Annotated in this window: 19 protein-coding genes; 7 read left to right on the forward strand and 12 right to left on the reverse strand. The window is 55.9% G+C overall.

Annotated features, from left to right (window positions below; genetic code table 11):
- Positions 1–98 precede the first annotated feature (98 nt).
- Positions 99–1370 (reverse strand): tetratricopeptide repeat protein, encoded by a 1272-nt coding sequence (locus ACFQW4_RS17670; protein ID WP_101763929.1) that lies wholly within the window; start codon positions 1368–1370, stop codon positions 99–101.
- A 99-nt stretch (positions 1371–1469) separates the two neighbouring features.
- On the reverse strand, positions 1470–2231 hold the full coding sequence (gene udp / locus ACFQW4_RS17675; RefSeq protein ID WP_008105797.1) for a uridine phosphorylase: 762 nt from the start codon (positions 2229–2231) through the stop codon (positions 1470–1472).
- 301 nt (positions 2232–2532) lie between these two features.
- On the opposite strand from udp, the gene ACFQW4_RS17680 reads away from it, so the two are divergent.
- Positions 2533–3369, forward strand: a complete 837-nt coding sequence (locus ACFQW4_RS17680; RefSeq protein WP_222185723.1) for a dienelactone hydrolase family protein — start codon at positions 2533–2535, stop codon at positions 3367–3369.
- A 41-nt stretch (positions 3370–3410) separates the two neighbouring features.
- On the opposite strand, the gene metE is transcribed toward ACFQW4_RS17680, so the two are convergent.
- Positions 3411–5681 (reverse strand): 5-methyltetrahydropteroyltriglutamate--homocysteine S-methyltransferase, encoded by a 2271-nt coding sequence (gene metE / locus ACFQW4_RS17685; RefSeq protein ID WP_377726444.1) that lies wholly within the window; start codon positions 5679–5681, stop codon positions 3411–3413.
- Positions 5682–5816: 135 nt separating this feature from the next.
- Here metE and metR point away from each other — a divergent pair, with 135 nt between their 5' ends.
- Both metR and ACFQW4_RS17695 read left to right on the forward strand, forming a co-directional pair.
- A complete protein-coding gene (metR, locus tag ACFQW4_RS17690) occupies positions 5817–6749 on the forward strand; it encodes an HTH-type transcriptional regulator MetR (protein WP_192236893.1) in 933 nt (310 codons plus the stop codon).
- 93 nt (positions 6750–6842) lie between these two features.
- Positions 6843–7322: a DUF1456 family protein gene (locus ACFQW4_RS17695; RefSeq protein WP_101763741.1), complete on the forward strand. Its 480-nt coding sequence runs from the start codon at positions 6843–6845 to the stop codon at positions 7320–7322.
- A gap of 133 nt (positions 7323–7455) precedes the next feature.
- Here the strand turns inward: ACFQW4_RS17695 and ACFQW4_RS17700 are convergent, their stop codons facing one another.
- The gene (locus tag ACFQW4_RS17700) at positions 7456–8319 is read right to left on the reverse strand and encodes a carboxylate/amino acid/amine transporter (protein WP_377726447.1); all 864 of its coding nucleotides are present in this window, start codon (positions 8317–8319) and stop codon (positions 7456–7458) included.
- A 336-nt stretch (positions 8320–8655) separates the two neighbouring features.
- Here ACFQW4_RS17700 and glpT point away from each other — a divergent pair, with 336 nt between their 5' ends.
- Positions 8656–9996 (forward strand): glycerol-3-phosphate transporter, encoded by a 1341-nt coding sequence (glpT, locus tag ACFQW4_RS17705; protein WP_110867929.1) that lies wholly within the window; start codon positions 8656–8658, stop codon positions 9994–9996.
- Between the two features lie 32 nt (positions 9997–10028).
- Here glpT and yigL read toward each other — a convergent pair whose 3' ends face one another.
- Both yigL and pldB read right to left on the reverse strand, forming a co-directional pair.
- Positions 10029–10829, reverse strand: coding sequence for a sugar/pyridoxal phosphate phosphatase YigL (yigL, locus tag ACFQW4_RS17710; RefSeq protein ID WP_101763744.1), 801 nt, complete (start codon positions 10827–10829; stop codon positions 10029–10031).
- Positions 10830–10866: 37 nt separating this feature from the next.
- Entirely contained in the window at positions 10867–11859 is a 993-nt protein-coding gene (gene pldB / locus ACFQW4_RS17715) for a lysophospholipase L2 (protein WP_377726449.1), read from the reverse strand.
- Positions 11860–11963: 104 nt separating this feature from the next.
- On the opposite strand from pldB, the gene rhtB reads away from it, so the two are divergent.
- Positions 11964–12587, forward strand: coding sequence for a homoserine/homoserine lactone efflux protein (rhtB, locus tag ACFQW4_RS17720; protein ID WP_101763746.1), 624 nt, complete (start codon positions 11964–11966; stop codon positions 12585–12587).
- Positions 12588–12724: 137 nt separating this feature from the next.
- Here rhtB and rhtC read toward each other — a convergent pair whose 3' ends face one another.
- Genes rhtC through pldA form a run of 3 tightly spaced genes read right to left on the reverse strand, consistent with a single transcriptional unit; the run spans position 12725 to position 16089 of the window.
- Positions 12725–13348: a threonine export protein RhtC gene (rhtC, locus tag ACFQW4_RS17725; RefSeq protein WP_271460900.1), complete on the reverse strand. Its 624-nt coding sequence runs from the start codon at positions 13346–13348 to the stop codon at positions 12725–12727.
- A gap of 12 nt (positions 13349–13360) precedes the next feature.
- Positions 13361–15187 carry an ATP-dependent DNA helicase RecQ gene (gene recQ, locus ACFQW4_RS17730; protein WP_101763748.1) on the reverse strand — a complete coding sequence of 609 codons (1827 nt, stop codon included), beginning with the start codon at positions 15185–15187 and terminating at the stop codon, positions 13361–13363.
- Positions 15188–15210: 23 nt separating this feature from the next.
- Positions 15211–16089: a phospholipase A gene (gene pldA / locus ACFQW4_RS17735; protein WP_101763749.1), complete on the reverse strand. Its 879-nt coding sequence runs from the start codon at positions 16087–16089 to the stop codon at positions 15211–15213.
- A gap of 165 nt (positions 16090–16254) precedes the next feature.
- Here pldA and ACFQW4_RS17740 point away from each other — a divergent pair, with 165 nt between their 5' ends.
- On the forward strand, positions 16255–16725 hold the full coding sequence (locus ACFQW4_RS17740; protein WP_377726452.1) for a thioesterase family protein: 471 nt from the start codon (positions 16255–16257) through the stop codon (positions 16723–16725).
- 22 nt (positions 16726–16747) lie between these two features.
- Complete coding sequence (gene rarD, locus ACFQW4_RS17745) at positions 16748–17647, forward strand: EamA family transporter RarD (RefSeq protein WP_377726604.1); 900 nt, start codon at positions 16748–16750, stop codon at positions 17645–17647.
- On the opposite strand, the gene ACFQW4_RS17750 is transcribed toward rarD, so the two are convergent.
- The 3 genes from ACFQW4_RS17750 to uvrD form a co-directional block, all read right to left on the reverse strand.
- Entirely contained in the window at positions 17618–18670 is a 1053-nt protein-coding gene (locus ACFQW4_RS17750; RefSeq protein WP_377726453.1) for an AbrB family transcriptional regulator, read from the reverse strand. The genes rarD and ACFQW4_RS17750 overlap by 30 nt on opposite strands.
- A 145-nt stretch (positions 18671–18815) precedes the next feature.
- Positions 18816–19769: a magnesium/cobalt transporter CorA gene (gene corA / locus ACFQW4_RS17755; protein WP_008105777.1), complete on the reverse strand. Its 954-nt coding sequence runs from the start codon at positions 19767–19769 to the stop codon at positions 18816–18818.
- Between the two features lie 310 nt (positions 19770–20079).
- Positions 20080–22242 (reverse strand): DNA helicase II, encoded by a 2163-nt coding sequence (uvrD, locus tag ACFQW4_RS17760; RefSeq protein WP_101763753.1) that lies wholly within the window; start codon positions 22240–22242, stop codon positions 20080–20082.
- Positions 22243–22300: the final 58 nt, after the last annotated feature.

Below are 22300 nucleotides of genomic sequence, written 5' to 3' on the forward strand. Positions count from 1 at the left end.
ACGTTCTCACCCCAGTCACTTACTGATGTAAGCTCCCGGGGATTCGCTCGCTTGCCGCCTTCCTGCGACTCGAATTATTTAGGGAAAACGTTCTCTAATTAGAGGGCTTTTACGGTGAGATCGCCCGCTTTCCACGCATCAATCAGGAAGAAGGGCATCGGCAACACCCATTCGGTTTCACCCTGGATTTTGGCCGGATAGGTCCAGCTTTTCCCGTCGTAGGTGATCTCAACCTGCTGCCAGCCGTTCTCAGCGTTTTCGACCTGGCCCGCCATGCTGGCAAAACCGGCGTTACTACCGACGTGGAAGCTGTCGGTTTGCCAGCGAATCGGCTGATGCGCCGGCCACGGTTGTGCATGATGGAAGCGGAAAATATCGTCATGATTCAAGATGCTCTCACGTACCGTCGGCCACAGCGCCACTTTTAGGAAGTACTGATCGGTAAAGCGTTCGCTGCCTTCATATTGCGCAATAAAGTCACGCATTTGCTGCTCAACGTTATGGAACACGCCGTGGCAGCCGCCCCACATGCCCGCCAGCAGCAGCTCGGTATGCGAGAAGTAATCACGCATATGATGGAACCAGTAAGGCGAAGTCAGCCAGGCTTCTACCGCCACCACTTCGCGCTCGGACAGCAACGAATCCGCATCACGCACGATGTAGCGTTTGACGCTGTCATCGTCCATCACCAGGAAACGCCACAGCGTTGGGAAGATAGTTTTCTCATGCGACATATCCACCAGTTGGGTGTTTGGCTGCGTCAGGCGCTGCCAGACGTGCTGCGGCACGCTGTCGTCGAGATAGATGCGGCAGATCCAGTCGGGATAAAGCTCGCGCGCCACTTCGATGTTTTTAATCAAGGTTTCGCAGTAGCGTGGCTGACTGCCATACAGGCTAAAGGAGATGATATTTTCTGCCGGATTACTGCGGTTGATCGGCGGTGGTGTCTCAGAAGGGAAGGCGACTTTCGCCCCTTTACTGAAAGTCACATCAGATTTTTGCAGCGATTCGAGGCCGTAACGTGCCGCTTCATCTTCTTTATTCAACCAGCCGCACACTTCGGTTAATCCATCCAGCCAGGTTTCCGATGCCTGCGCACGCTGCGCGGCCGGAGCCTGGTAGATCTTCTGGTAAATTTTATAAGATTTTTTGTATTCGCCGACGCGCATCAGGGTGAGCGCGTAGTCGCTAAGCACCTGCATATGATGGGGCAAGACGCGCAGCACTTCTTCACAGCATTGACGCGCAAGAGGATAGTTATTCGCCGCCATCGCCTGGCGAAATCTCGCTGCTGCACCTTCAACGCGTGATTGTGCAGTAGCGGGATTATTCATGAAATTGGGACGTGAGACAGAAACCATTTTGCGCATAAGAAATTTCTCAGTAGCTGCTGAAATTGCGCGCATTCTAATCAGGAAATAGCGGGATTCCTTATAAGCCTGGTCTCGAATTCATCCCTGACTGGCGCACTAAATTAAGCGACGCGCGGCTTCAACCACAATTTTCACCGCATCACTTTCGGTCTGCTTCATGGTCGCGGCATCCGGGATCTCTTTTTGCGTACGGTTCACGATGACGCCAGCCACCATGCCGGCACGCAGTCCCTGACTGGCGCACATGGTTAACAGTGTAGCGGATTCCATCTCATAGTTGAGGACACCCATTTGCTGCCACTCTTCCATTGAGCCCTGGAAGCGATTCACCACGCGACCGGAGAAAGTGTCGTAGCGTTCCTGGCCTGGATAGAAGGTGTCAGATGAGGCGGTAATACCAATGTGGGTTTTCGCGCCGCACGCTTCTGCCGCTGCCACCAGCGCGGTGGTGCAGGTGAAATCAGCTACGGCCGGGAATTCCATCGGCGCAAAGTGCAGGCTGGCACCGTCGAGGCGTACCGAAGCGGTAGTGACCAGCACATCGCCCACATTAATATGCGGCTGAATAGCGCCAGTGGTGCCAACCCGCAGGAAGGTGCGCACACCCAGTTGCGCCAGCTCTTCAACCGCAATTGACGTTGAAGGTCCGCCGATACCAGTGGAGCACACCACAACCGGTTTGCCATCCACTTCAGCCAGATAGGTAGTGAATTCACGGTGTGAAGCCAGATGCTGTGGATTGTCCATCAACGCGGCGATTTTCTTCACGCGCTCAGGATCGCCAGGCACGATGGCCAACGTGGCTCCTTTCAAATCAGCTTTAGTAATGCCAAGGTGGAAAACGTCAGACTGGGCCATAACAGACTCCTGATAATTGGGGATGAGCGCGCCACTCTACGTGAGCAGGCGGCATAAATATGTGACTCAATTCACCATCGATAATGAAACTTACATTATCAGAAAAACATTATGTGACATAAATCACACATTCACGCTGTGCAATTCTGAATTGCTACAAGCGGTGCTGTGTAAGTGTTGGTGGCAATGTTAATAGAGAAGCAGCACACGTGAAAAAATCCCTCTGCACCCTACGCCAGCCTTGCTTCACTTCGCCAGGCTATAGTTACGTGATTGCGCATTTGCTAGCACGGAGAGAACAATGAAAACCGAAGACAATATGGCACAAAAAACGGCACCCGGTGGCTTTGCACCGGCCGTTCAGCCCACCGCAAGCAGCACCATTATTACCGGCAGCGACGCGATTCATGCTGGCGAGACCTCAGTTCCGAGCCAGGGCGAAAACCTGCCTGCCTATTACGCACGACCAAAAGAGTATCAAGGCACCTTGCCGGTGGTGTTGGTGGTGCAGGAGATTTTCGGCGTGCACGAGCATATCCGCGATGTCTGCCGCCGTCTGGCGCTGGAAGGTTATCTGGCCATCGCTCCGGAACTCTATTTCCGCGAGGGCGATCCCAACGATTACCACGACATTCCCACGCTGTTTAAAGAGCTGGTGAGTAAAGTTCCGGATTCGCAAGTGTTGTCCGATCTCGATCATGTGGCCAACTGGGCCACGCGCCACGATGGTGATATCCGTCGCCTGGCGATTACCGGTTTCTGCTGGGGCGGACGTATTAGCTGGCTGTTTGCCGCGCACAATCCGCAGGTGCGTGCAGCGGTGGCGTGGTATGGACGCTTAGACGGTGAGAAGACGCTGAAGCAGCAGAAGCATCCGATCGATATCGCGGTGGATCTCAACGCACCGGTGCTGGGCCTTTACGGTGGTCAGGATGAGAGCATCCCGCTGGAGAGCATTGATAAGATGCGTCAGGCGCTGCATGCCGCCAATGCCAAGGCGGAAATCGTGGTGTATCCGGATGCAGGACATGCTTTCAATGCGGATTATCGTGCCAGTTATCACGCCGATTCCGCCAAAGATGGCTGGCAACGCATGCTGGCGTGGTTCGCGCAGTATGGCGTAGCGCCAAACGCGTAATAATAAGGGGCGCATTTGCGCCCCAATCTCATTTACAGCGACTAAGCCGTTTCACCCCGCAGGTTTTGCGCCGCTTTTACCATGTTCGCCAGCGCCTGACGGGTTTCCGTCCAGCCACGCGTTTTTAGGCCACAATCCGGGTTAACCCACAGACGCTCTGCCGGGATGCTCTGCGCCGCTTTACGCAGCAACTCTTCCATCCACTCCACGCTTGGCACGTTTGGTGAGTGAATGTCATACACGCCCGGACCGATTTCGTTGGGATAGTCGAACTCCTTAAAGGTATCCAGCAGATCCATATCGGAACGTGAGGTTTCGATGGTGATAACGTCCGCATCCAGCGCGGCAATCGAGTCCATGATGTCATTGAACTCGCAGTAACACATGTGGGTATGGATCTGGGTTTCATTCTGCGCCACGGCGGCATTGAGACGGAACGCATCCACCGCCCAGGTCAGGTACGCCGCCCAATCGGACTGATGCAGCGGCAGGCCTTCGCGCAGTGCCGGTTCATCAATCTGAATAATGCCAATACCGGCTTTTTCCAGATCTTCCACTTCGTCACGCAGCGCCAGCGCAATCTGTTTAGCGATGGTTTCACGGCTTACATCTTCACGCGGGAACGACCAGCAGAGAATCGTCACCGGACCAGTCAGCATGCCTTTCACCGGTTTGTCGGTCAGCGACTGCGCGTACTTCGCCCACTCAACGGTGATGGCTTGCGGACGGCTTACGTCGCCGATGATGATCGGCGGTTTAACGCAGCGTGAGCCGTAGCTCTGTACCCAGCCGTTTTGGGTGAATACGAAGCCGTCGAGGTTTTCGCCGAAGTATTCCACCATGTCGTTGCGTTCTGCTTCGCCATGCACCAGCACGTCGAGGCCCAAACGTTCCTGCTCCACAATCGCCTGTTTGATGTGTTCGGCGATGCCAGTGCGATAGTTTCCACCATCAATGTTGCCTTTTTTAAAGTCGAGGCGCAGGCCGCGAATTTCGGTGGTTTGCGGGAATGAACCTATGGTGGTGGTCGGCCACGCTGGCAGGTTAAAGCGGTGACGCTGCGCTTTGGCACGCTCGGTATAGCTGCTGGCACGTTCAACGTCTTTGGCCTGAATTTTCGCCAGACGCTCGCCGACTGCGGCATTGTGAACGCGCGTGGAGTTGGCACGCGCACGAATCGGTGCGCTCCACTCCACCAGCGAAGCGGCATCGTTGTTGTTCAGCGCATGACTTAGCAGTGCAAGCTCAGCGCACTTCTGCAGAGCAAAGGCGAACCAGCTTTTCACTTCCTCATCGAGGCGCGTTTCCACGCTGAGGTCGATTGGGCTGTGCAGCAGTGAGCAGGATGATCCAATCCACAATTGTTGACGCTGCCCCACCAGCGGCTGCAGACGTGCAAACCAGCTGCTGAGATCGGCACGCCAGACGTTACGGCCATTGATTACGCCGACGGAGAGCAGCCAATCCGCGGGAATCTGCTGGTTCACCTGTTGGATGTCGTCTTTGCCGTGGACCAGGTCAACATGCAGACCTTGCACCGGCAGCGCTTTGATCACGTCGAGATTCTGACCGATGCTGTCGAAATAGGTGGTGAGCAGCAATTTGCTTTCGCCCTGCAGCGCGTCGTAAGCCGGTTTGAAGGCATCGCGCCACGCTTGCGGCAGTTCCAGCGCCAGTGCTGGCTCATCGATTTGTACCCATTCGATGCCGCGTTTTTTCAGTTCAGCCAGCACCTGTTGGTAAACCGGCAGAATGTCTTTGAGCAGTGACAGGCGGTCGAACGACGTACCTTTCACTTTACCCAGCCACAAATAGGTAACCGGACCCAGCAGCACCGGTTTAATCTTGTGCCCGAGCGCCAGCGCTTCATCAACCTCATCCAGCAACTGAGTCCAGGTCAGTTTGAACTGCTGCCCTTGAGTGAATTCCGGCACCATGTAGTGATAATTGGTGTTGAACCATTTGGTCATTTCCGCCGCTGCCGCCGGTTCACCGCTTGGTGCGCGGCCACGGCCAAGGCGGAACAGCGTGTCGAGATCGACCGAGCCATCCTGATTTTGGTGACGAGCTGGCACGTTACCCAGCAGCAGGCTGGTGGTGAGCACGTGATCGTACCAGGCGAAATCGCCGACTGGCAGCAGATCCACGCCCGCCTCTTTCTGCTGTTGCCAGTGACGGGCGCGCAGTTCACGCCCCACCGCCAGTAGCTCTTCCTGTGAGCTTTTACCTGCCCAATAGCTTTCCTGTGCTTTTTTCAATTCACGACGCAATCCAACGCGAGGGAAACCGAGAGTGTGGTTCAGAATGGTCATTTTCTGTTCTCCAGATATTCTTAACTGAATAGGGGGCAGAGATGTTTAGCCGTCCAGATGTTTACACCGCCATAATCTGCAGGTACTGTATGTTCCTCAAGCGCAATTTGTTCAATCTCGATGTGAAGGATTCTCATGATCGAACTCAAACACCTGCGGACGCTGCAGGCGTTACGGAACACCGGCTCGTTAGCTGCCGCCGCCTCCCAGCTTCATCAGACGCAATCGGCGTTATCCCACCAGTTCAGCGATCTGGAGCAGCGGCTGGGTTTTCGCCTGTTTGTGCGTAAAAGCCAGCCGCTGCGTTTTACCCCGCAGGGAGAGATTTTGCTGCAGTTGGCTGAGCAGGTTTTACCGCAAATTCAGCAGGCTTTGCAGGCGTGTCATGAGCCGCATCAGGCCACGTTGCGTATCGCCATTGAGTGTCACAGCTGTATTCAGTGGCTGACGCCCGCGCTAAATAATTTCCGCCAGAGCTGGCCGCAGGTGGTGATGGATTTCAAATCCGGCGTGACCTTTGATCCGCAACCCGCGTTGCAACAGGGCGAGCTGGATGTGGTGTTGACCTCCGATATTTTGCCGCGCAGCGGGTTGTTTTATTCACCGATGTTCGATTTTGAAGTGCGTTTGGTGATGGCGCCGGATCATCCTTTGGCGCAGCTTGAGCACATTGCTCCGGAAGATATGGCCGATGAAGTGCTGATGATTTATCCGGTGCAGCGTCAGCGTTTGGATGTGTGGCGCCATTTCCTGCAGCCTGCGGGCGTCAGTCCAGCCTTGAAGAGCGTGGATAACACGCTGCTGCTGATTCAGATGGTGTCGGCGCGTATGGGCATCGCCGCGCTGCCACATTGGGTGGTAGAGAATTTTGAGCAGCAGGGGTTGGTGGTGACCAAAACCTTAGGCAATGGTTTGTGGAGCCGCTTGTATGCCGCCGTACGCGAAGGCGAGCAGCGTCAGCCGGTAATGGAAGCCTTTGTGCGGTTTGCCCGTCAGCACGCCTGTGAACATCTGCCCTTTGTGCGCGATGCCGCGCGTCCCGGCTCACTTCAAACCACCTCATCCTGATGTTGTTGGGCGGCGAAAGTCGCCCGCGCTGTTATCCCTGCCCCGCCTGCTCTATAATGCGCCGCCTCAACCCGCGACCAAGAGAGTTTCACCATGATGAGTAACGATGTTCTGCGCAGCGTGCGCTACATGCTGGATTTGAGCGATAGCAAAGTGGTGGAGATTTTTGCCCTGGCAGGAAGTGAAGTGCCGCTGGAAGACGTGCAGGCGTGGATGAAGAAAGATGACGATGCCGCGTTTCGCAAGCTGCCAGATGTATTGATGGGCTATTTCCTTAACGGTCTGATTTTTTACCGTCGCGGTAAGAGTGAAGATGCGCCCGCGCCTTCGATTGAGCGCCGCATGAATAACAACATTTTCATGAAGAAATTGCGTATCGCCTTTGAGCTGAAGACCACCGATATTCCTGATGTGCTGCTGAAAGCGAACTTCAAGATTTCACAGGCTGAGGTTGGCGCGATTTTCCGCAACCCAGATCATAAGAATTTCCGCGAATGCGGCGATCAGATTCTGCGTAATTTCCTGAAAGGGTTGACGATGATTCATCGTCCGGGGCCGGCTAAGAAGGGTTAATCGCTTCTTTGTTCGAGCCGGGTCAGGGATAGCGCGGCAGATCGCAAAGGGAAACCACTTCCTTGTGGATCAGCCTCGCCATCCATGGCTCGGATGCTTTGCTCCACTGCCGCGCTATCCCTTCCCTTTTAGCCTATGCGTTGCTTTTCTTACCTAATACCCAGCGTTTGTGCACATAAAGGGATGCGAAAATCACGGCGGCACCGGCGAGAAAACTTGGCCAATGCGGTTTCTCCTGCCAGATCGCCAGATTCACCAGCAAGCCCGCTGGCACATGCATGTTGTTCATAATACCCAGCGTGCCAGCATCCACCTGCGTAGCGCCATAGTTCCACATGAAATAGCCCAAACCTGAAGCCGCCACGCCCAGCCACACCAGAATGCCCCACTGCAGCGACGTGGTCGGCAGTTTGTTCGGATTGCCCCACAAGCTCCAGGCGATCACCGCGATTATCACCGCGCCCAGATAGAACCACGAAAATGCGGTGTGCTGCGGCATCGGGCGAGTTTCCTGCAGGCGTTTGTAGCCCACCATGCCGATGGCGAAGCAGATGTTTGCCGCCTGTACCAGCAGCAAGCCGAACCAGAAATGGTCGCTGACTTTGTCGTAACGAATAATCGCCGCACCGATTACCGCCAGTAGCGCGCTGAAGGCATAGCCGATACGCAGCGGACGTCGGCTGAGCAAATCGTAGATCAGCGTGACATACAGCGGCGTCATCACGGTGAACAGCAGGAACTCGGTCACGCTGAGATACAGATAAGCCTCAAAGCTTAATAAATACATGATGCCAAGCTGCAGCATGCCCACCAGCATATACAGCAGGATGGTGGAAGCACGGTAACCGCGCCAGCGCAGGAACGGCAGGAAAACGATGGCGGCGAGCGCCAGACGCATCAAAACAGAGAACCAGGAATCCACCTGACCTGCGAGGTATTCCCCGATCAAACTGAAGGAAAAGGCCCACAGAATGGTGGTAACGATCAGTAACGGCACGGTAACGATCTCAAAATGAACAGTGGCGGTAGTGTAAACAAACTGTCGAAATCGGGGTGAACTATCTGGTTTACAAGCGGATAAAATAACGACGAATAATTTTTATTTCTCATTTTTACGCTCGGGTAAAAATGCGCGAAATACAACATTTCCTGGTTTTTTTCGCTCTCAATTGTCATAAAACTGCAACATATGTGTCACATGTCACAGTAACTGCGCGTGACCATCACTATCCTTTGCGCGAAATGGAAACTTCGCTTTGCCATTTTTACTGCCTGTTTTTGCCCCAACCTGCTGGGAACTCATAACTATATCGCGCCCTGGAGGGCCACACTCATGTTGAGTATTTTCAAACCTGCACCGCATCGCCCACAAGTGGCCGATGATCGTGTTGATCCGCTTTATCGTCGTCTGCGCTGGCAGATTTTCCTGGGAATATTTTTTGGCTATGCCGCCTACTATTTGGTGCGTAAAAACTTTGCGCTGGCAATGCCTTATCTGGTGGAACAAGGCTTCTCGCGCGGCGATCTCGGCTTTGCGCTATCGGGCATTTCCATCGCTTACGGCTTCTCGAAATTCATTATGGGCTCGGTCTCAGACCGCTCGAATCCGCGCGTGTTTTTGCCCGCCGGATTGATCCTTGCCGCAGCGGTGATGCTGGTGATGGGGTTCGTGCCGTGGGCCACCTCCAGCATCATGGTGATGTTTGTGCTGCTGTTCCTGTGCGGCTGGTTCCAGGGCATGGGCTGGCCGCCGTGCGGGCGCACCATGGTGCACTGGTGGTCGCAGAAAGAGCGCGGCGGAATTGTGTCGGTGTGGAACTGCGCGCATAATGTCGGTGGCGGTATTCCTCCGCTGCTGTTCCTGCTCGGCATGGCGTGGTTTAACGACTGGAAAGCCGCGCTGTATATGCCGGCGTTTGGCGCCATCCTCATCGCGATTATCGCCTTCGCCTTGATGCGTGACACACCACAATCTTGCGGTTTACCGCCGATTGAAGCGTGGAAAAATGATTATCCGCCGGATTACAACGAGGATCACGAGCAGGAGCTGACGGCTAAGCAGATTTTCATGCAGTACATTCTGCCCAACAAGCTGCTGTGGTACATCGCACTGGCGAACGTGTTTGTGTACCTGCTGCGTTACGGCATTCTCGACTGGTCGCCGACCTACCTGAAAGAGGTGAAGCACTTCACGCTGGATAAATCCTCGTGGGCCTACTTCTTTTACGAATATGCCGGTATTCCCGGCACGCTGCTGTGCGGCTGGATGTCGGACAAAGTGTTCCGCGGCAACCGTGGCGCAACCGGCGTGTTCTTTATGACGCTGGTGACCATCGCCACCGTGGTGTACTGGCTGAATCCTCCAGGCAATCCAGGCATCGACATGCTGTGCATGATTGTGATCGGCTTCCTGATTTACGGTCCTGTGATGCTGATTGGCTTGCACGCGCTGGAACTGGCACCGAAAAAAGCGGCCGGAACGGCAGCGGGCTTTACCGGGCTGTTTGGCTATCTCGGCGGATCGGTTGCGGCGAGTGCGATTGTCGGTTACACCGTGGATTATTTCGGCTGGGACGGCGGATTCATTGTGATGATTGGCGGATCGGTGCTGGCAGTGATTCTGCTGCTGCTCACCATGGTCAGTGAGCACAAGCACAAGAAACAGTTGGCATAACTAAAAAGGCCGGTGATGACCGGCCCTTTTTTCTAGGCGAGGAACAGTTTACGCAGCGTGTGCGGCACGGCGTCATCCGCGTTGCTGCCAATCACTTCCAGCGTCGGCAAGGTATCTTTCAAACGCTGCTGCGCATTGCGCATGATGCAGCCTTTGCCCGACATGCTGAGCATCTCCACATCATTCATGCCGTCGCCGAAGGCGATGCACGCTTTCAGCGAGTGGCCGAGCTGTTTCGCTACCGCTTCCAGCGCGTGGCCTTTGGAAACGCCGCCCGCCATCACTTCCAGACACGTTGGCAGCGAGAAGCTGACATTCACGCGATCGCCCCAGCGCGCTTCAATCGCCTGCTCCATGGGAATCAACCGCTCCGGATCTTCGCAGGTGAAGAACACTTTGCTGATGCCATCAGTCGGCAGCATGCCCGGCTGGTAGACCTGATAGTTAAACACCGATTCACGGAAATAGTCCTGCTCATCCGGACGATGACGGCTCATGAACCACTCATCGTCGCGATAGACGTGCGTCAGGATATGCTCGTCATGATATTGCAGGCCATACAGATCGCTGGCGATGTCGGCGTCAAGATTGTGGCTGAACACCAGTTCACCTGCGGCGTTGTGCACGCGTGCGCCATTAGACGTGATCATGTAAGCCGGAATGCCGAGCTTATCGCGCATCTGTCCGACGTCGATGTAGTGACGGCCGGTGGCAAAGACAAAGTGGATATCACGCGCCACCAGTTCCTGCAGCGTGGTGCGCGCGAACGGCGTCAGGCGGTGGTCCGGAGAGAGCAGCGTGCCATCCAGGTCGGATGCGACGATGTGATACATGTAAACCTCGGGTGTTGATATCGGAAAGTAAAATTGATTAAGCGTGGCGTTCAAAGAAATCGACCACCGCGTTTAGCGCTTCGGCACGCATCGCGTCTGTTTCAAACAAGATCTCATGACGCGCTCCTTTGATCACATACGGCGCGTTGCCCGCGCAGGGATGTCCTGCTGCGGCCATCGCCGTACAAAATAGATTTTGTGAGCGGTTATCCACCACATCATCTTCACTGGCCTGCAGCAGCAAGGTCGGCGTGGTGATGTTCGCTACCTGATTGAAGATGTCCCGCCCGGCCTGCACGCCTTCGCGCACCCAGTGATAAGTGGGGCCACCGACGCGAATTGCCGGATCGTCGGCGTAAAAACGCAGGTTACGGCGATAGCGTTCGCGGCTATGCGTCAGGCGGTTGATGCCAAACGGATTGGCGCGCCAGCGCCCGGTGCCCAGCGCGTAACCTTCACGCAGCGCCGGCAGTTTCTCGGTCCAGTCCAGAATGCGGTGCGCCATCCAGTCGGGCAGCGGCAGCACAATGCCAAACATCGGCGCGGAGAATACCGCAGCATGAAACGCCTGCGGCTGACGCGCCAGAAACAGCGCTAAAATCGCGCCGCCCATCGAGTGGGCCAGCACGTAGCGCTGCTGATAATGTGGATTCACGATCTCTTTCAGATACAGCGTTTCCAGATCGTCAACGTAGTCGCCAAATTCCACTACATGGCCGCGATGCGAATCTTCCAGCAGACGCTCGGAACGTCCCTGACCGCGATGGTCGAGAATCACCACATCGTAGCCGCACATGAACAGGTCGTAAGCCAGTTCGGGATACTTGATGTAGCTCTCAATGCGGCCAGGCACGACCAGAATGACACGGCGATGTTGCGGTGAGGTGAAACGGACGTAACGAATCTTCAGGTTGCCGACGCCGGTAAATTCACACTCTTCACGGCGACGCCAGAAGTCGAGCAGCGGACCGGTGGCAAAGGCCGAAAAGCCTCGCTCACGTCCGAGCCAACTCTGTTTATGCTGCTGCATCCGTCCCCCTGAAAAAAACGTGATTTGCGCGCCTGTGCTGCGTAGCGTGCGGCGATTTTCTGTCGTATTGTGTCACACTTCGCTAACTTCAGGGAATGTCACACATGACCATTGAATGGTGGTTAACCTATCTGCTGACCACAACCATCCTTAGCCTTTCACCTGGTTCCGGCGCGATCAACACTATGAGCACCGGCATCAGTCACGGCTATCGCGGCGCAGCGGCATCGATTACCGGCTTGCAGCTGGGTCTGGCCATTCATATTGTGCTGGTCGGCGCTGGTTTAGGTGCGCTGTTTTCCCAATCGATTCTGGCGTTTGAAGTCCTGAAGTGGGCCGGCGCAGCCTATCTGGTATGGCTGGGCATTCAGCAGTGGCGCTCGGCGGGTGGCATCGACCTCGACGCCGTTGCCAAAGCCATGCCGCGTCGCCGCCTGTTTAAGCGTGCCGTGTTGGTAAACCTCACCAACCCGAAAAGCATCGTGTTTCTCGCTGCGCTGTTTCCGCAGTTTATTCAGCCGCACCAGCCGCAGCTCATGCAATATCTGGTGCTGGGCGTGACCACCATTGTGGTCGATATCATCGTAATGATTGGTTACGCCACGCTGGCAACGCGTATCGCCGGCTGGATTAAAGGACCGAAGCAGATGAAGCTGCTGAACCGCACCTTTGGTGGATTGTTTATGGCAGTAGGCGCGCTGCTAGCCAGCGCACGCAGAATGGCGTAAAAGAAAATCGCACCCACTTCAAAGCCGTCGGTGGCGCAGTCAGTTCGGTGCCGGCCAGCGCGCAGCCCCCGGAGCGTACACGTCGTACGTGAGGAGGGCGAGCACTGCCCGGTGCCGAAATGGCAAGTAAACCAGGCTTAACGTGAAATGATGAGGTGAATGCCAAAACCGGCGAACAACACGCCCGCCATACCATCCACCCATTTCGCCATTCGCTGATACTTATCACGCATCCACGGCATAGCGAAAATCGCCGCCACCAGCGTAAACCACGCGAACGTCTCTCCAATAATCAGCAGGAACAACCCCCAGCGCTCCATCGCGCCAACGTCGTTGCCAACAAACAATGAGAATACGCTACCGAAGTAGATGATCGCTTTTGGGTTCGACAGGTTAGTCAGGAAACCTTTCAGGAAGCTCATGCCCTTTTTCGGCAGCTCAACCATCGGAGCTTCCGATTGTGGCTGCTTATGACGTTGACGCGCTGAGCGCATCAGCTGCCAGCCCATCCACAGCAGATACAATCCGCCGCCGACCATAATGATTTCATGCAGCCAGGCCATTTTTTCCAGGATCAGATGCAGGCCCATCAGCGCCACTCCAGCCCAGATCACAATGCCCAACGTAATGCCCAGAACGCCCATCATCGCCTCTTTGCGTGAGCGGCTCGCCGCCGTTTGCGACACAAAGAAGAAGTCCGGGCCGGGACTCATCAGCGCAACCAGATGCACCAGCGCGACGGTGGCGAATAACATCAGCATGAATTTTTTCCTTTAACCTTCATCAACATGTTCTTTGATCATCACCAGGAACGGCTTACCAAAACGCTCCAGTTTGCGATGACCGACGCCGTTCACGCTGAGCATTTCTGACGCGCTAATCGGCATTTGTTCTGCCATTTCAATCAGCGTGGCATCGTTAAACACCACGTACGGCGGAATATTCTCTTCATCGGCAATCGCTTTGCGCAGCTTACGCAGCTTGGCAAACAGCTGGCGATCATAATTGCCGCTGTGCACTTTCGGCGAACTGCTGCCGCGCGTTTTCACCGTCACGATACGCGGCACCGCCAGCATCAGCGGCACTTCCGCACGTAATACCGGACGCGCCGCTTCGGTGAGTTGCAGCGCCGAATGCATGGCGATGTTTTGCGTTACCATCCCGAGGTGAATCAGCTGACGCAGCACGCTGATCCAGTGTTCGTGGCTGTGCTCGCGGCCTAAGCCGTACACCGGCAGTTTGTCGTGGCCGTTGTCGCGAATACGCTGATTACTGGCGCCGCGCAGAACTTCAACAATATAGCCCATCCCAAAGCGTTGGCCGGTACGATAGATGCTCGACAGCGCCTTTTGCGCCTCCAGCAAACCGTCGTAGCGACGCGGCGGATCGAGGCAGATATCGCAGTTATCGCACTGCTGCTGGCGACCCTCGCCGAAATAGTTCAGCAATACCAGACGACGACAGGTTTGCGCTTCAGCAAACGCGCCCATCGCATTGAGTTTGTGGCGTTCAATATCCTGCAACGGGCCAGGCACTTTCTCTTCCAGACATTTACGCAGCCACGCCATGTCGGCCGGATCGTAAAGCATCATCGCTTCGGCAGGCAGACCATCGCGCCCGGCGCGGCCGGTTTCCTGATAATAGGATTCGATGTTGCGCGGAATATCGAAGTGCACCACAAAGCGCACGTTGGGTTTGTTGATGCCCATACCGAACGCCACGGTAGCGACCACGATTTGCAGATCGTCACGCTGGAAGGCTTCCTGCACGCTGGCACGCTGCGCGCTATCAATGCCGGCGTGATACGCGCCAACGCTCAAACCACGGCTCTGCAGGCGCGCGGCGGTGTCTTCCACTTTGGCGCGGCTGTTACAGTAAATGATGCCGCTTTTGCCGCGCTGATCCTGCACATAACGCAGAAGTTGCTCGGTGGGTTTGAATTTCTCCACCAGCGTGTAGCGAATATTGGGGCGGTCAAAGCTGCTGATTTGAATCAGCGGATCGTCCATCTGCAGCAGATGGACGATATCGTTACGCGTGGTTTCATCGGCGGTGGCGGTCAATGCCATGACCGGCAAATCAGGGAAGTGCTGACGCAACTGGCCGATCGAGCCATATTCCGGACGGAAATCGTGGCCCCACTGCGAAATACAGTGCGCTTCATCCACCGCCAGCATCACCGGATTCCACTGGTGCAGGCTGTCGAGGAAATTGTCCATCATCAGACGTTCAGGCGCGATATACAGCAGCTTGAGCTTGCCGGTACGACAATCCGCAAACACCTGCTGCTGCTGCTCACGCGTCTGCGTCGAGTTGAGGCACGCTGCAGCCACGCCGTTGGCCAGCAGCTGATCGACCTGATCTTTCATCAGTGAAATCAGCGGTGAAACCACCAGCGTCAGCCCTTCGCGCACCAGCGCCGGGATTTGATAGCACAGCGATTTGCCGCCGCCAGTCGGCATCACCACCAGACAATCGCGTCCTGACAGGGCGGTTTCGATGATGTTTTGCTGACCTGGGCGGAACTGCTGATAGCCGAAGGTATCTTGTAATACCTGCTGCGCCAGCATTTCCTGATTAAGCACTGCCGATGTTGCCACGGTAATCCTGTCTTTGTTGCGGGTTAGAACAGATCGTTGAGCGTCACGCCCACGCCGAAGCGCGTCTGGCGATGGTTATAGTCGATCAATGATTCACCATAACCGCTGAAGACCTGCGTGTAAAAGCGCACGTGTTCAGAGATCGGGTAGCTCCAGGCGAAGGTTGCACCGCCAAAGCCGCTGTTCCAGTTGTAGTTACCTTCCACGCTGAAAATGTTCTCGCCCATCATGTAGCCGAGCTTGGCGCGGTAGTAACCCATGTATTTGGTGATGTCCGGGTTATCGTCATTGCTTTCACTTTCAGGCAGACGATACCAGGGTTTGATCTCTGCGAGCAGATTGCCGTTCTGCGCCATGAAGCGCGCGTAAACGCGGTTCCAGCTGCGTGAGGTCGGCTCGCTGCGGCCGTTCGACTGATGCACTAAGCCGGTTTCCACATCGCGTAAGGTCCAGCCTGCGAAGGTGTAATCGGTGGCCCAGCCGAGGAAAATTTGTGGCTCATAATCGGTTTCACGGAACGGTGATGACGCACCACGGTTCGAGAGCTGCCACCACGAGCGCTGAGTATAGGACGCCGCCAGCACCGAGTTATCGCCTAAAATGCCGCGCCACAGCGGAAACGCCAGGCTGAGCTGGAATTTTACTTCATCATTTTTAGCTTTGTCTGCCCAGTTGTACGAAGAGATCGCCTCTTTGTTCATGTCGCTGGTGTAGGTGTAGAGCAGATAGTTGTTTTCGTAAGGATAAAGCACGAACGGGTTATCGTGTTTCTCCAGCAGGTTAGCGATAATGCTGCCCTTCACTGCCGGTGCATCATGAACCTCTTTTATCGTGGCTTCTTCAGCCTGCGCCAGGCCAGGAAGGATCAGCGCCGCGGCCAGCAAGGCGTAATGCTTACGCATAGAATTCTCCAGAGAACTGCGTGTCGTAATCGTCAAGTGACGGTTCAAAAAGCAGGCCATTCTACACGCAAAACCTGCGGTTGATCAGCGCCGATTTCCGAAACTGGAAAGCGGCTCGAACGCGGCATAATATACACAACTCGTTAACATTTTAAGGCAGGCATTATGTCATCCCCGTTGCTGACACAGCAGGAAGCGCGTCGTCTGATTGGCGAAATCTTTGTTTATCACATGCCCTTCAATCAGGCGCTCGGATTAGAGCTGGATCGACTGGAAGCGGATTACGCCGAACTCGGCTTCGCCAATAAAACCATGCTGGTCGGCAACGCAGCGCAGCAGATTCTGCACGGCGGCGTGATCGCTTCAGTGCTCGATGTCGCGGCCGGGCTGGTGTGTGTCAGCTATGCGCTGACGCGTCAGGAGAGCATTACCGAGGAAGATCTGCGTCAGCGCCTGTCGCGCATGGGCACCATCGATATGCGCGTGGATTATCTGCGCCCTGGCCGTGGCGAGCGCTTTGTCGCCACCAGCAGCCTGCTGCGCGGCGGCAACAAAGTCGCTGTGGCGCGCGTGGAGTTACATAACCAGCAAGGCGATTACATCGCCACCGCTACCGCCACCTACATGATTGGCTAATCAGTATTTTTGGAATGACATGATGGATTCGCAACAAACTCGCCAGGGTATTGGCTATGCGCTCGGCGCTTACTTCATTTGGGGCATTGCCCCCGCCTACTTCAAACTGGTCAAAGAGGTGCCCGCTACCGAGATCATGACGCATCGCGTGATTTGGTCCGCACTGTTTATGCTGTTGTTGATCACATTGACGCGCAGCTGGGCGCAGGTACGTAGCGTATTGGCTCAGCCGAAAAAGGTGCTGCTGCTGGCGCTGACCGCCATCACCATTGGCGGCAACTGGATGCTGTTTATCTGGGCAGTGAACAATCAGCACATGCTGGAAGCCAGCCTCGGCTACTTTATCAACCCGCTGATTAATGTGGTGTTTGGCATGCTGTTCCTGCGCGAACGCTTCCGCCGCTTGCAGTGGCTGGCGGTACTGCTGGCGACCACCGGCGTGCTGGTGCAGCTGTGGCAGTTTGGATCGCTGCCGATTATCGGCCTTGGCCTGGCGTTGAGTTTTGCTTTGTACGGTTTGGTGCGCAAAAAAATTCAGGTCGATGCGCAAAGTGGCATGTTGATCGAAACGCTGTGGCTATTCCCGCTGGCGGCGATTTACCTGTTTGGTTTTGCCGATAGCGCCACCAGCCATCTCAGCGCCAACGCCATGAGCCTCAATCTCAAGCTGGTCGCAGCGGGCATTATCACCACCATTCCGCTGATGTTTTTTGCTGCCGCCTGCGCGCGTCTGCGCTTATCGACCGTCGGTTTCTTCCAGTATCTGGGTCCGACGCTGATGTTCCTGCTGGCGGTGCTGTTCTACGGCGAGCGCCTGACGCCGGATAAAATGGTGACCTTCGGCTTTATCTGGCTGGCGCTCGCCGTGTTCATTATTGATGCGGTTGCGTTCTCAGCTCGGGCGCGCATGCGCGTAGCGTGAAATAAAACGCGCCAGCGCCGGACCGGTAAGCAGAATGGTGAACAGACGCAGCGTCTGCAGCGCCATGACAAAAGCCATATCGACGCGCGTGCCGGCCGCAATAATCGCCACGGTATCCAGCCCACCCGGGCTGGTTGCCAGATAGGCGGTCATCAGATCGACGTGTAGCACGCGCGTTAGCATCCAGGCTAATCCGCCGCACAACAGCATCAAACCAAAAATCGACAGCAACATTTGCGGCAGCGTTCGCAGCGCAAGTTTGAAAATCGGTCGGGTGAAACGCAATCCCACGCTCCAGCCAATCAGTGCATAGGCTAGCGCCAGCAGCCATTCCGGAACCTGCAAAGTCGCCACATCGGTGCCGTGCAATACCGCACCGATCAGCGCGGGTAGCAGCAAGGCACCAGAAGGAATTCGCAGCCTCTGGCCGAGCCACGCACCGGCGACCATCACCAGCAGCGTCAGCAGAAAGCTGCTGTGCAGCGCGGGAAACCACACCAGTTCAGCTGCACCGCCGTGGGTGCCGAGGCCAATGCGCGCCACCACGGCCGCAGCGGTGGCGACAAACAGCACGCGCAGATACTGCATAAACGCCACCAGCCGCACATCCGCCCCGAAATCACCGGCCATCGCCACCATCGCCGAAGCGCCGCCGGGCGACGATCCCCATGCGCCGGTTGGGCCGGGCAAACTACTGAAGCGTACCAGAAGAAAACCGGACAGGCCGCTGGCCGCCAACGTCAGCATCAGCACCGCCAACACCACCGGCCAATCCTGAATCAGCGGCGTAAGAATGCCCGGCGATAAGCTCTGGCCAATCATGCAACCAAGCACCGCTTGTGCCAGCACGAAGAAACGTTTATCGATGCGAACAGTCGCGCCGGACAAGCCCATAAAGGTGCCGACGATCATCGGGCCAAGCAGCAAGGCCGCAGGAAGATGGAACAGCTGGAGGATAATCCCCAGCACTAACGAAGCAATCAGCAGCAGTGTCCACTGAAGTCGCAATGAGAAGCGCGCCATAGGAGAGAATCAGATAGTGAGCAGAGCCAACAGGTTACGCAGAAAATTTAAGTTTATCTACCAGGTCGCCATAAATGGCGCCCCTACATTTGGCATGAGCGGTTTTGTAGGGTCGTCATTCATGACGACCTGGACTTAAGAACGGTTACAACCAGTTCTTGCGTTTGAAATAGAGATACGGCGCCAGGCCAGCGAGAATCATCAGGCTAATCGCGCCCGGATAACCAAAGCTCCATTTCAGCTCCGGCATAAACTCGAAGTTCATGCCGTAGCTGGATGCCACCAGCGTGGGCGGCAGGAATACCACCGAAACCACCGAGAAGATCTTGATGATGCGGTTCTGCTCGATGTTGATAAAGCCCATTGCCGCCTGCATCAGGAAATTGACCTTCTGGAACAGCGATTCGTTATGCGGCAACAGCGATTCGATATCGCGCAGGATTTCACGCGCCTGCTCCAGCTGGTTGCCCGGCAGACGCGCTTTGCGCACCAGGAAGTTGAGGGCACGCTGGGTATCCATCAGACATAACCGCACTTTCCAGCCGATATCTTCCAGCTCCGCCAGACGTGACAGCGCCTGATCGTACTCTTCGCCCTGCTGGCCTTCCATGATCACGCGGCTGAGTTTCTCCAGCGCGCTATAGATGTTCTCGATCTCATCCGCCAGCTGTTCGATTTTGGTCTCAAACAGATCCAGCAGCAGCTCATAGGCGTTGCCATCGGTCAGCATCTGATTGCGCGCACGCATGCGATAGAGACGGAAAGCAGGCAGTTCGCGTTCGCGCAGCGTATACAGGCGATCTTCGCGGATGGTGAATGCCACGGTGGAGTTGCCAGCGTGGTCTTCGGCATCTTCAAAGAAGAAGAAGGAGTGAATGTGCAGGCCGTCTTCGTCTTCGAAGAAACGCGCCGAGGCTTCGATGTCTTCCAGCTCCGGACGCGTCGCCAGGCTCTGGCCGAGCTCGCATTGCACGCGATCGCGTTCGCTGTCGTCAGGTTCGATCAGATCGACCCAAACAGACGTGTTGAGTTTGTCGTTATCTTCTTCCAGCTCGATGCGCGTCAGGCGATTACGATCGAGTTTAAATGCGCTCAGCATAGCAATAACTCCCCATTTTTTCGGAATGGGACAAGGCGGTGACCACGGTAAATTACGGGCACGGCGAAGCCTGAACACGGAAACTTTCGCTTCAAGGGTAAATCAGTGCTAACTCACGCGACGAGAGTAAAAAAGGGAGGTCGCTGTTAACCGCTAAGGCTACCAGCTAAAAGAGGTAACCTTAGGAGTTCCTGTTAAACAGGTGATTGAGCCAGCATCGACTGGGCGCGTCCAAGGCATTGTCCTCTCATGATAATAGTGCGCGCATGTTACGCTGAGACGAAAAAGTCGTCAAGGTAGCGCAACCGCGCTACACCGTTTCCAGACGGGCGTAAGCCGCCACCAGCCACTTGATGCCCTGGCCCTGAAACGCCACTTGCAAACGGCTGTGTTCACCGCTGCCTTCGAGGTTGATGATGGTGCCCTCGCCGAACTTGGCATGGCGCACGCGCTGGCCGAGCGTGAAGCCGCTGTCGTTTTGCGCGATGGGCGTGCCCATGCGCTGATGGCTCACCGGACGGCTGACGCTGGCGCGCAAACGCACCTCTTCCACGCACTCTTCCGGCAGCTCACCGATGAAGCGTGATGGACGGTGATACACTTCCTTACCATAAAGACGACGGCTTTCAGCATAGGTGAGCGTCAGCTTGACCATGGCACGCGTCACGCCAACGTAAGCCAGACGGCGCTCCTCTTCCAGACGACCGCCTTCATCCAGCGACATCTGGCTCGGGAACATGCCCTCTTCCATGCCGACGATAAATACCTGGCTGAACTCCAGCCCTTTCGCCGAGTGCATGGTCATCAGCTGCACCGCGTCCTGCCATTTGTCGGCCTGGCCTTCGCCTGCCTCCAGCGCCGCATGCGACAAGAACGCCTGCAGCGGCATCAAATCTTCGTCTTCGTCCTGATAGCTGAACTGGCGCGTTGCCGTGACCAGTTCCTCAAGGTTTTCAATACGCGCCTGGCCTTTCTCGCCCTTCTCCTGCTCGTACATCACCCATAAACCGGAGTCTTTAATTACGCGATCGGTTTGCACATGCAGCGGCATCTCGGCGGTTTCGCTGGCCAGTGAATCGACCAACTCGCAGAAGCGTTGTAGCGCCGACGCGGCGCGTCCGGCTAAGGCTTTGTTCTGCAACAGCTCGCGCGTAGCCTGCCACAAGGTGAGTTGCTGATCGCGCGCGGTCTGGCGCACCACATCGAGGGTACGATCGCCGACGCCGCGCACCGGCGTGTTCACCACACGCTCAAAGGCTGCATCGTCGTTGCGATTGGCCATTAAACGCAGATAGGCCAGCGCATCTTTAATCTCCTGACGCTCGAAGAAGCGCATGCCGCCATAAATGCGATACGGCATGCTGCCTTGCAACAGCGCCTCTTCCAGCACGCGCGATTGGGCGTTGCTGCGGTAGAGAATGGCGCAATCCTGCAGCGCATTGCCGTTCTCGTGCCAGCTTTTGATGCGATTGACCACAAAGCGCGCTTCATCCAGCTCGTTGAATGCGCAGTAGAGTGAGATCTTTTCACCATCGCTGCCGTCGGTCCACAGCTCTTTACCGAGGCGGCCATTGTTGTTGGCGATCAGCGTGTTCGCCGCTTTCAGAATGTTGTTGGTCGAGCGATAGTTCTGCTCCAGGCGAATGGTTTCCGCGCCGGGAAAATCCTGCAGGAAGCGCTGGATGTTCTCCACCTGCGCACCGCGCCAGCCGTAAATCGACTGATCGTCATCGCCAACAATAATCACGCGGCCGCTATCACCCGCCAGCATGCGAATCCATGCGTACTGAATATTGTTGGTATCCTGGAACTCATCCACCAGCACGTTGCTGAAACGCTCACGGTAATGGTTCAGGATATGCGGCTTGTTAAGCCAGAGTTCGTGGGCGCGCAGCAGCAGCTCGGCGAAATCCACTAATCCGGCGCGATCGCAGGCTTCCTGATACGCCTGATAGATGCGCAGCCAGGTTTGCTCAACCGGATTGCCGTAGCTTTCGATGTGTTTTGGCCGCAGGCCTTCATCTTTTTTGCCGTTGATGTACCACATGCCCTGACGCGCAGGCCACTGTTTCTCATCAAGGTTCATCGCTTTGATCAGGCGCTTCAGCAGACGCAGCTGATCGTCGCTGTCGAGGATCTGGAAATCCTGCGGCAAACCGGCATCAAGGTGATGCGCGCGCAGTAAACGGTGCGCCAGGCCGTGGAAAGTACCAATCCACATGCCGCCCTGGCTGGTGCCGATCAGCTGATCGATACGATGCCGCATTTCCGCCGCCGCTTTGTTGGTAAAGGTCACCGCCATAATCGAATACGGCGAGCAGTTCTCTACCGACAGCAGCCAGGCGATGCGATGCACCAGCACACGGGTTTTGCCACTGCCTGCTCCGGCCAGCACCAGCAGGTTGCTGCGCGGTGCGGCGACCGCCTCGCGCTGTTTGTCATTCAAGCCGTCAAGCAGATCAGAAACGTCCATAAGCACCGTTCGCGAAAGAAAATGAACTCAAATCCACACTGCTGCGGATAGAGCTGTA

This window comes from Pantoea sp. GCM10028869 (assembly GCF_042666835.1).
Taxonomy (GTDB): Bacteria; Pseudomonadota; Gammaproteobacteria; order Enterobacterales; family Enterobacteriaceae; genus Pantoea; species Pantoea leporis.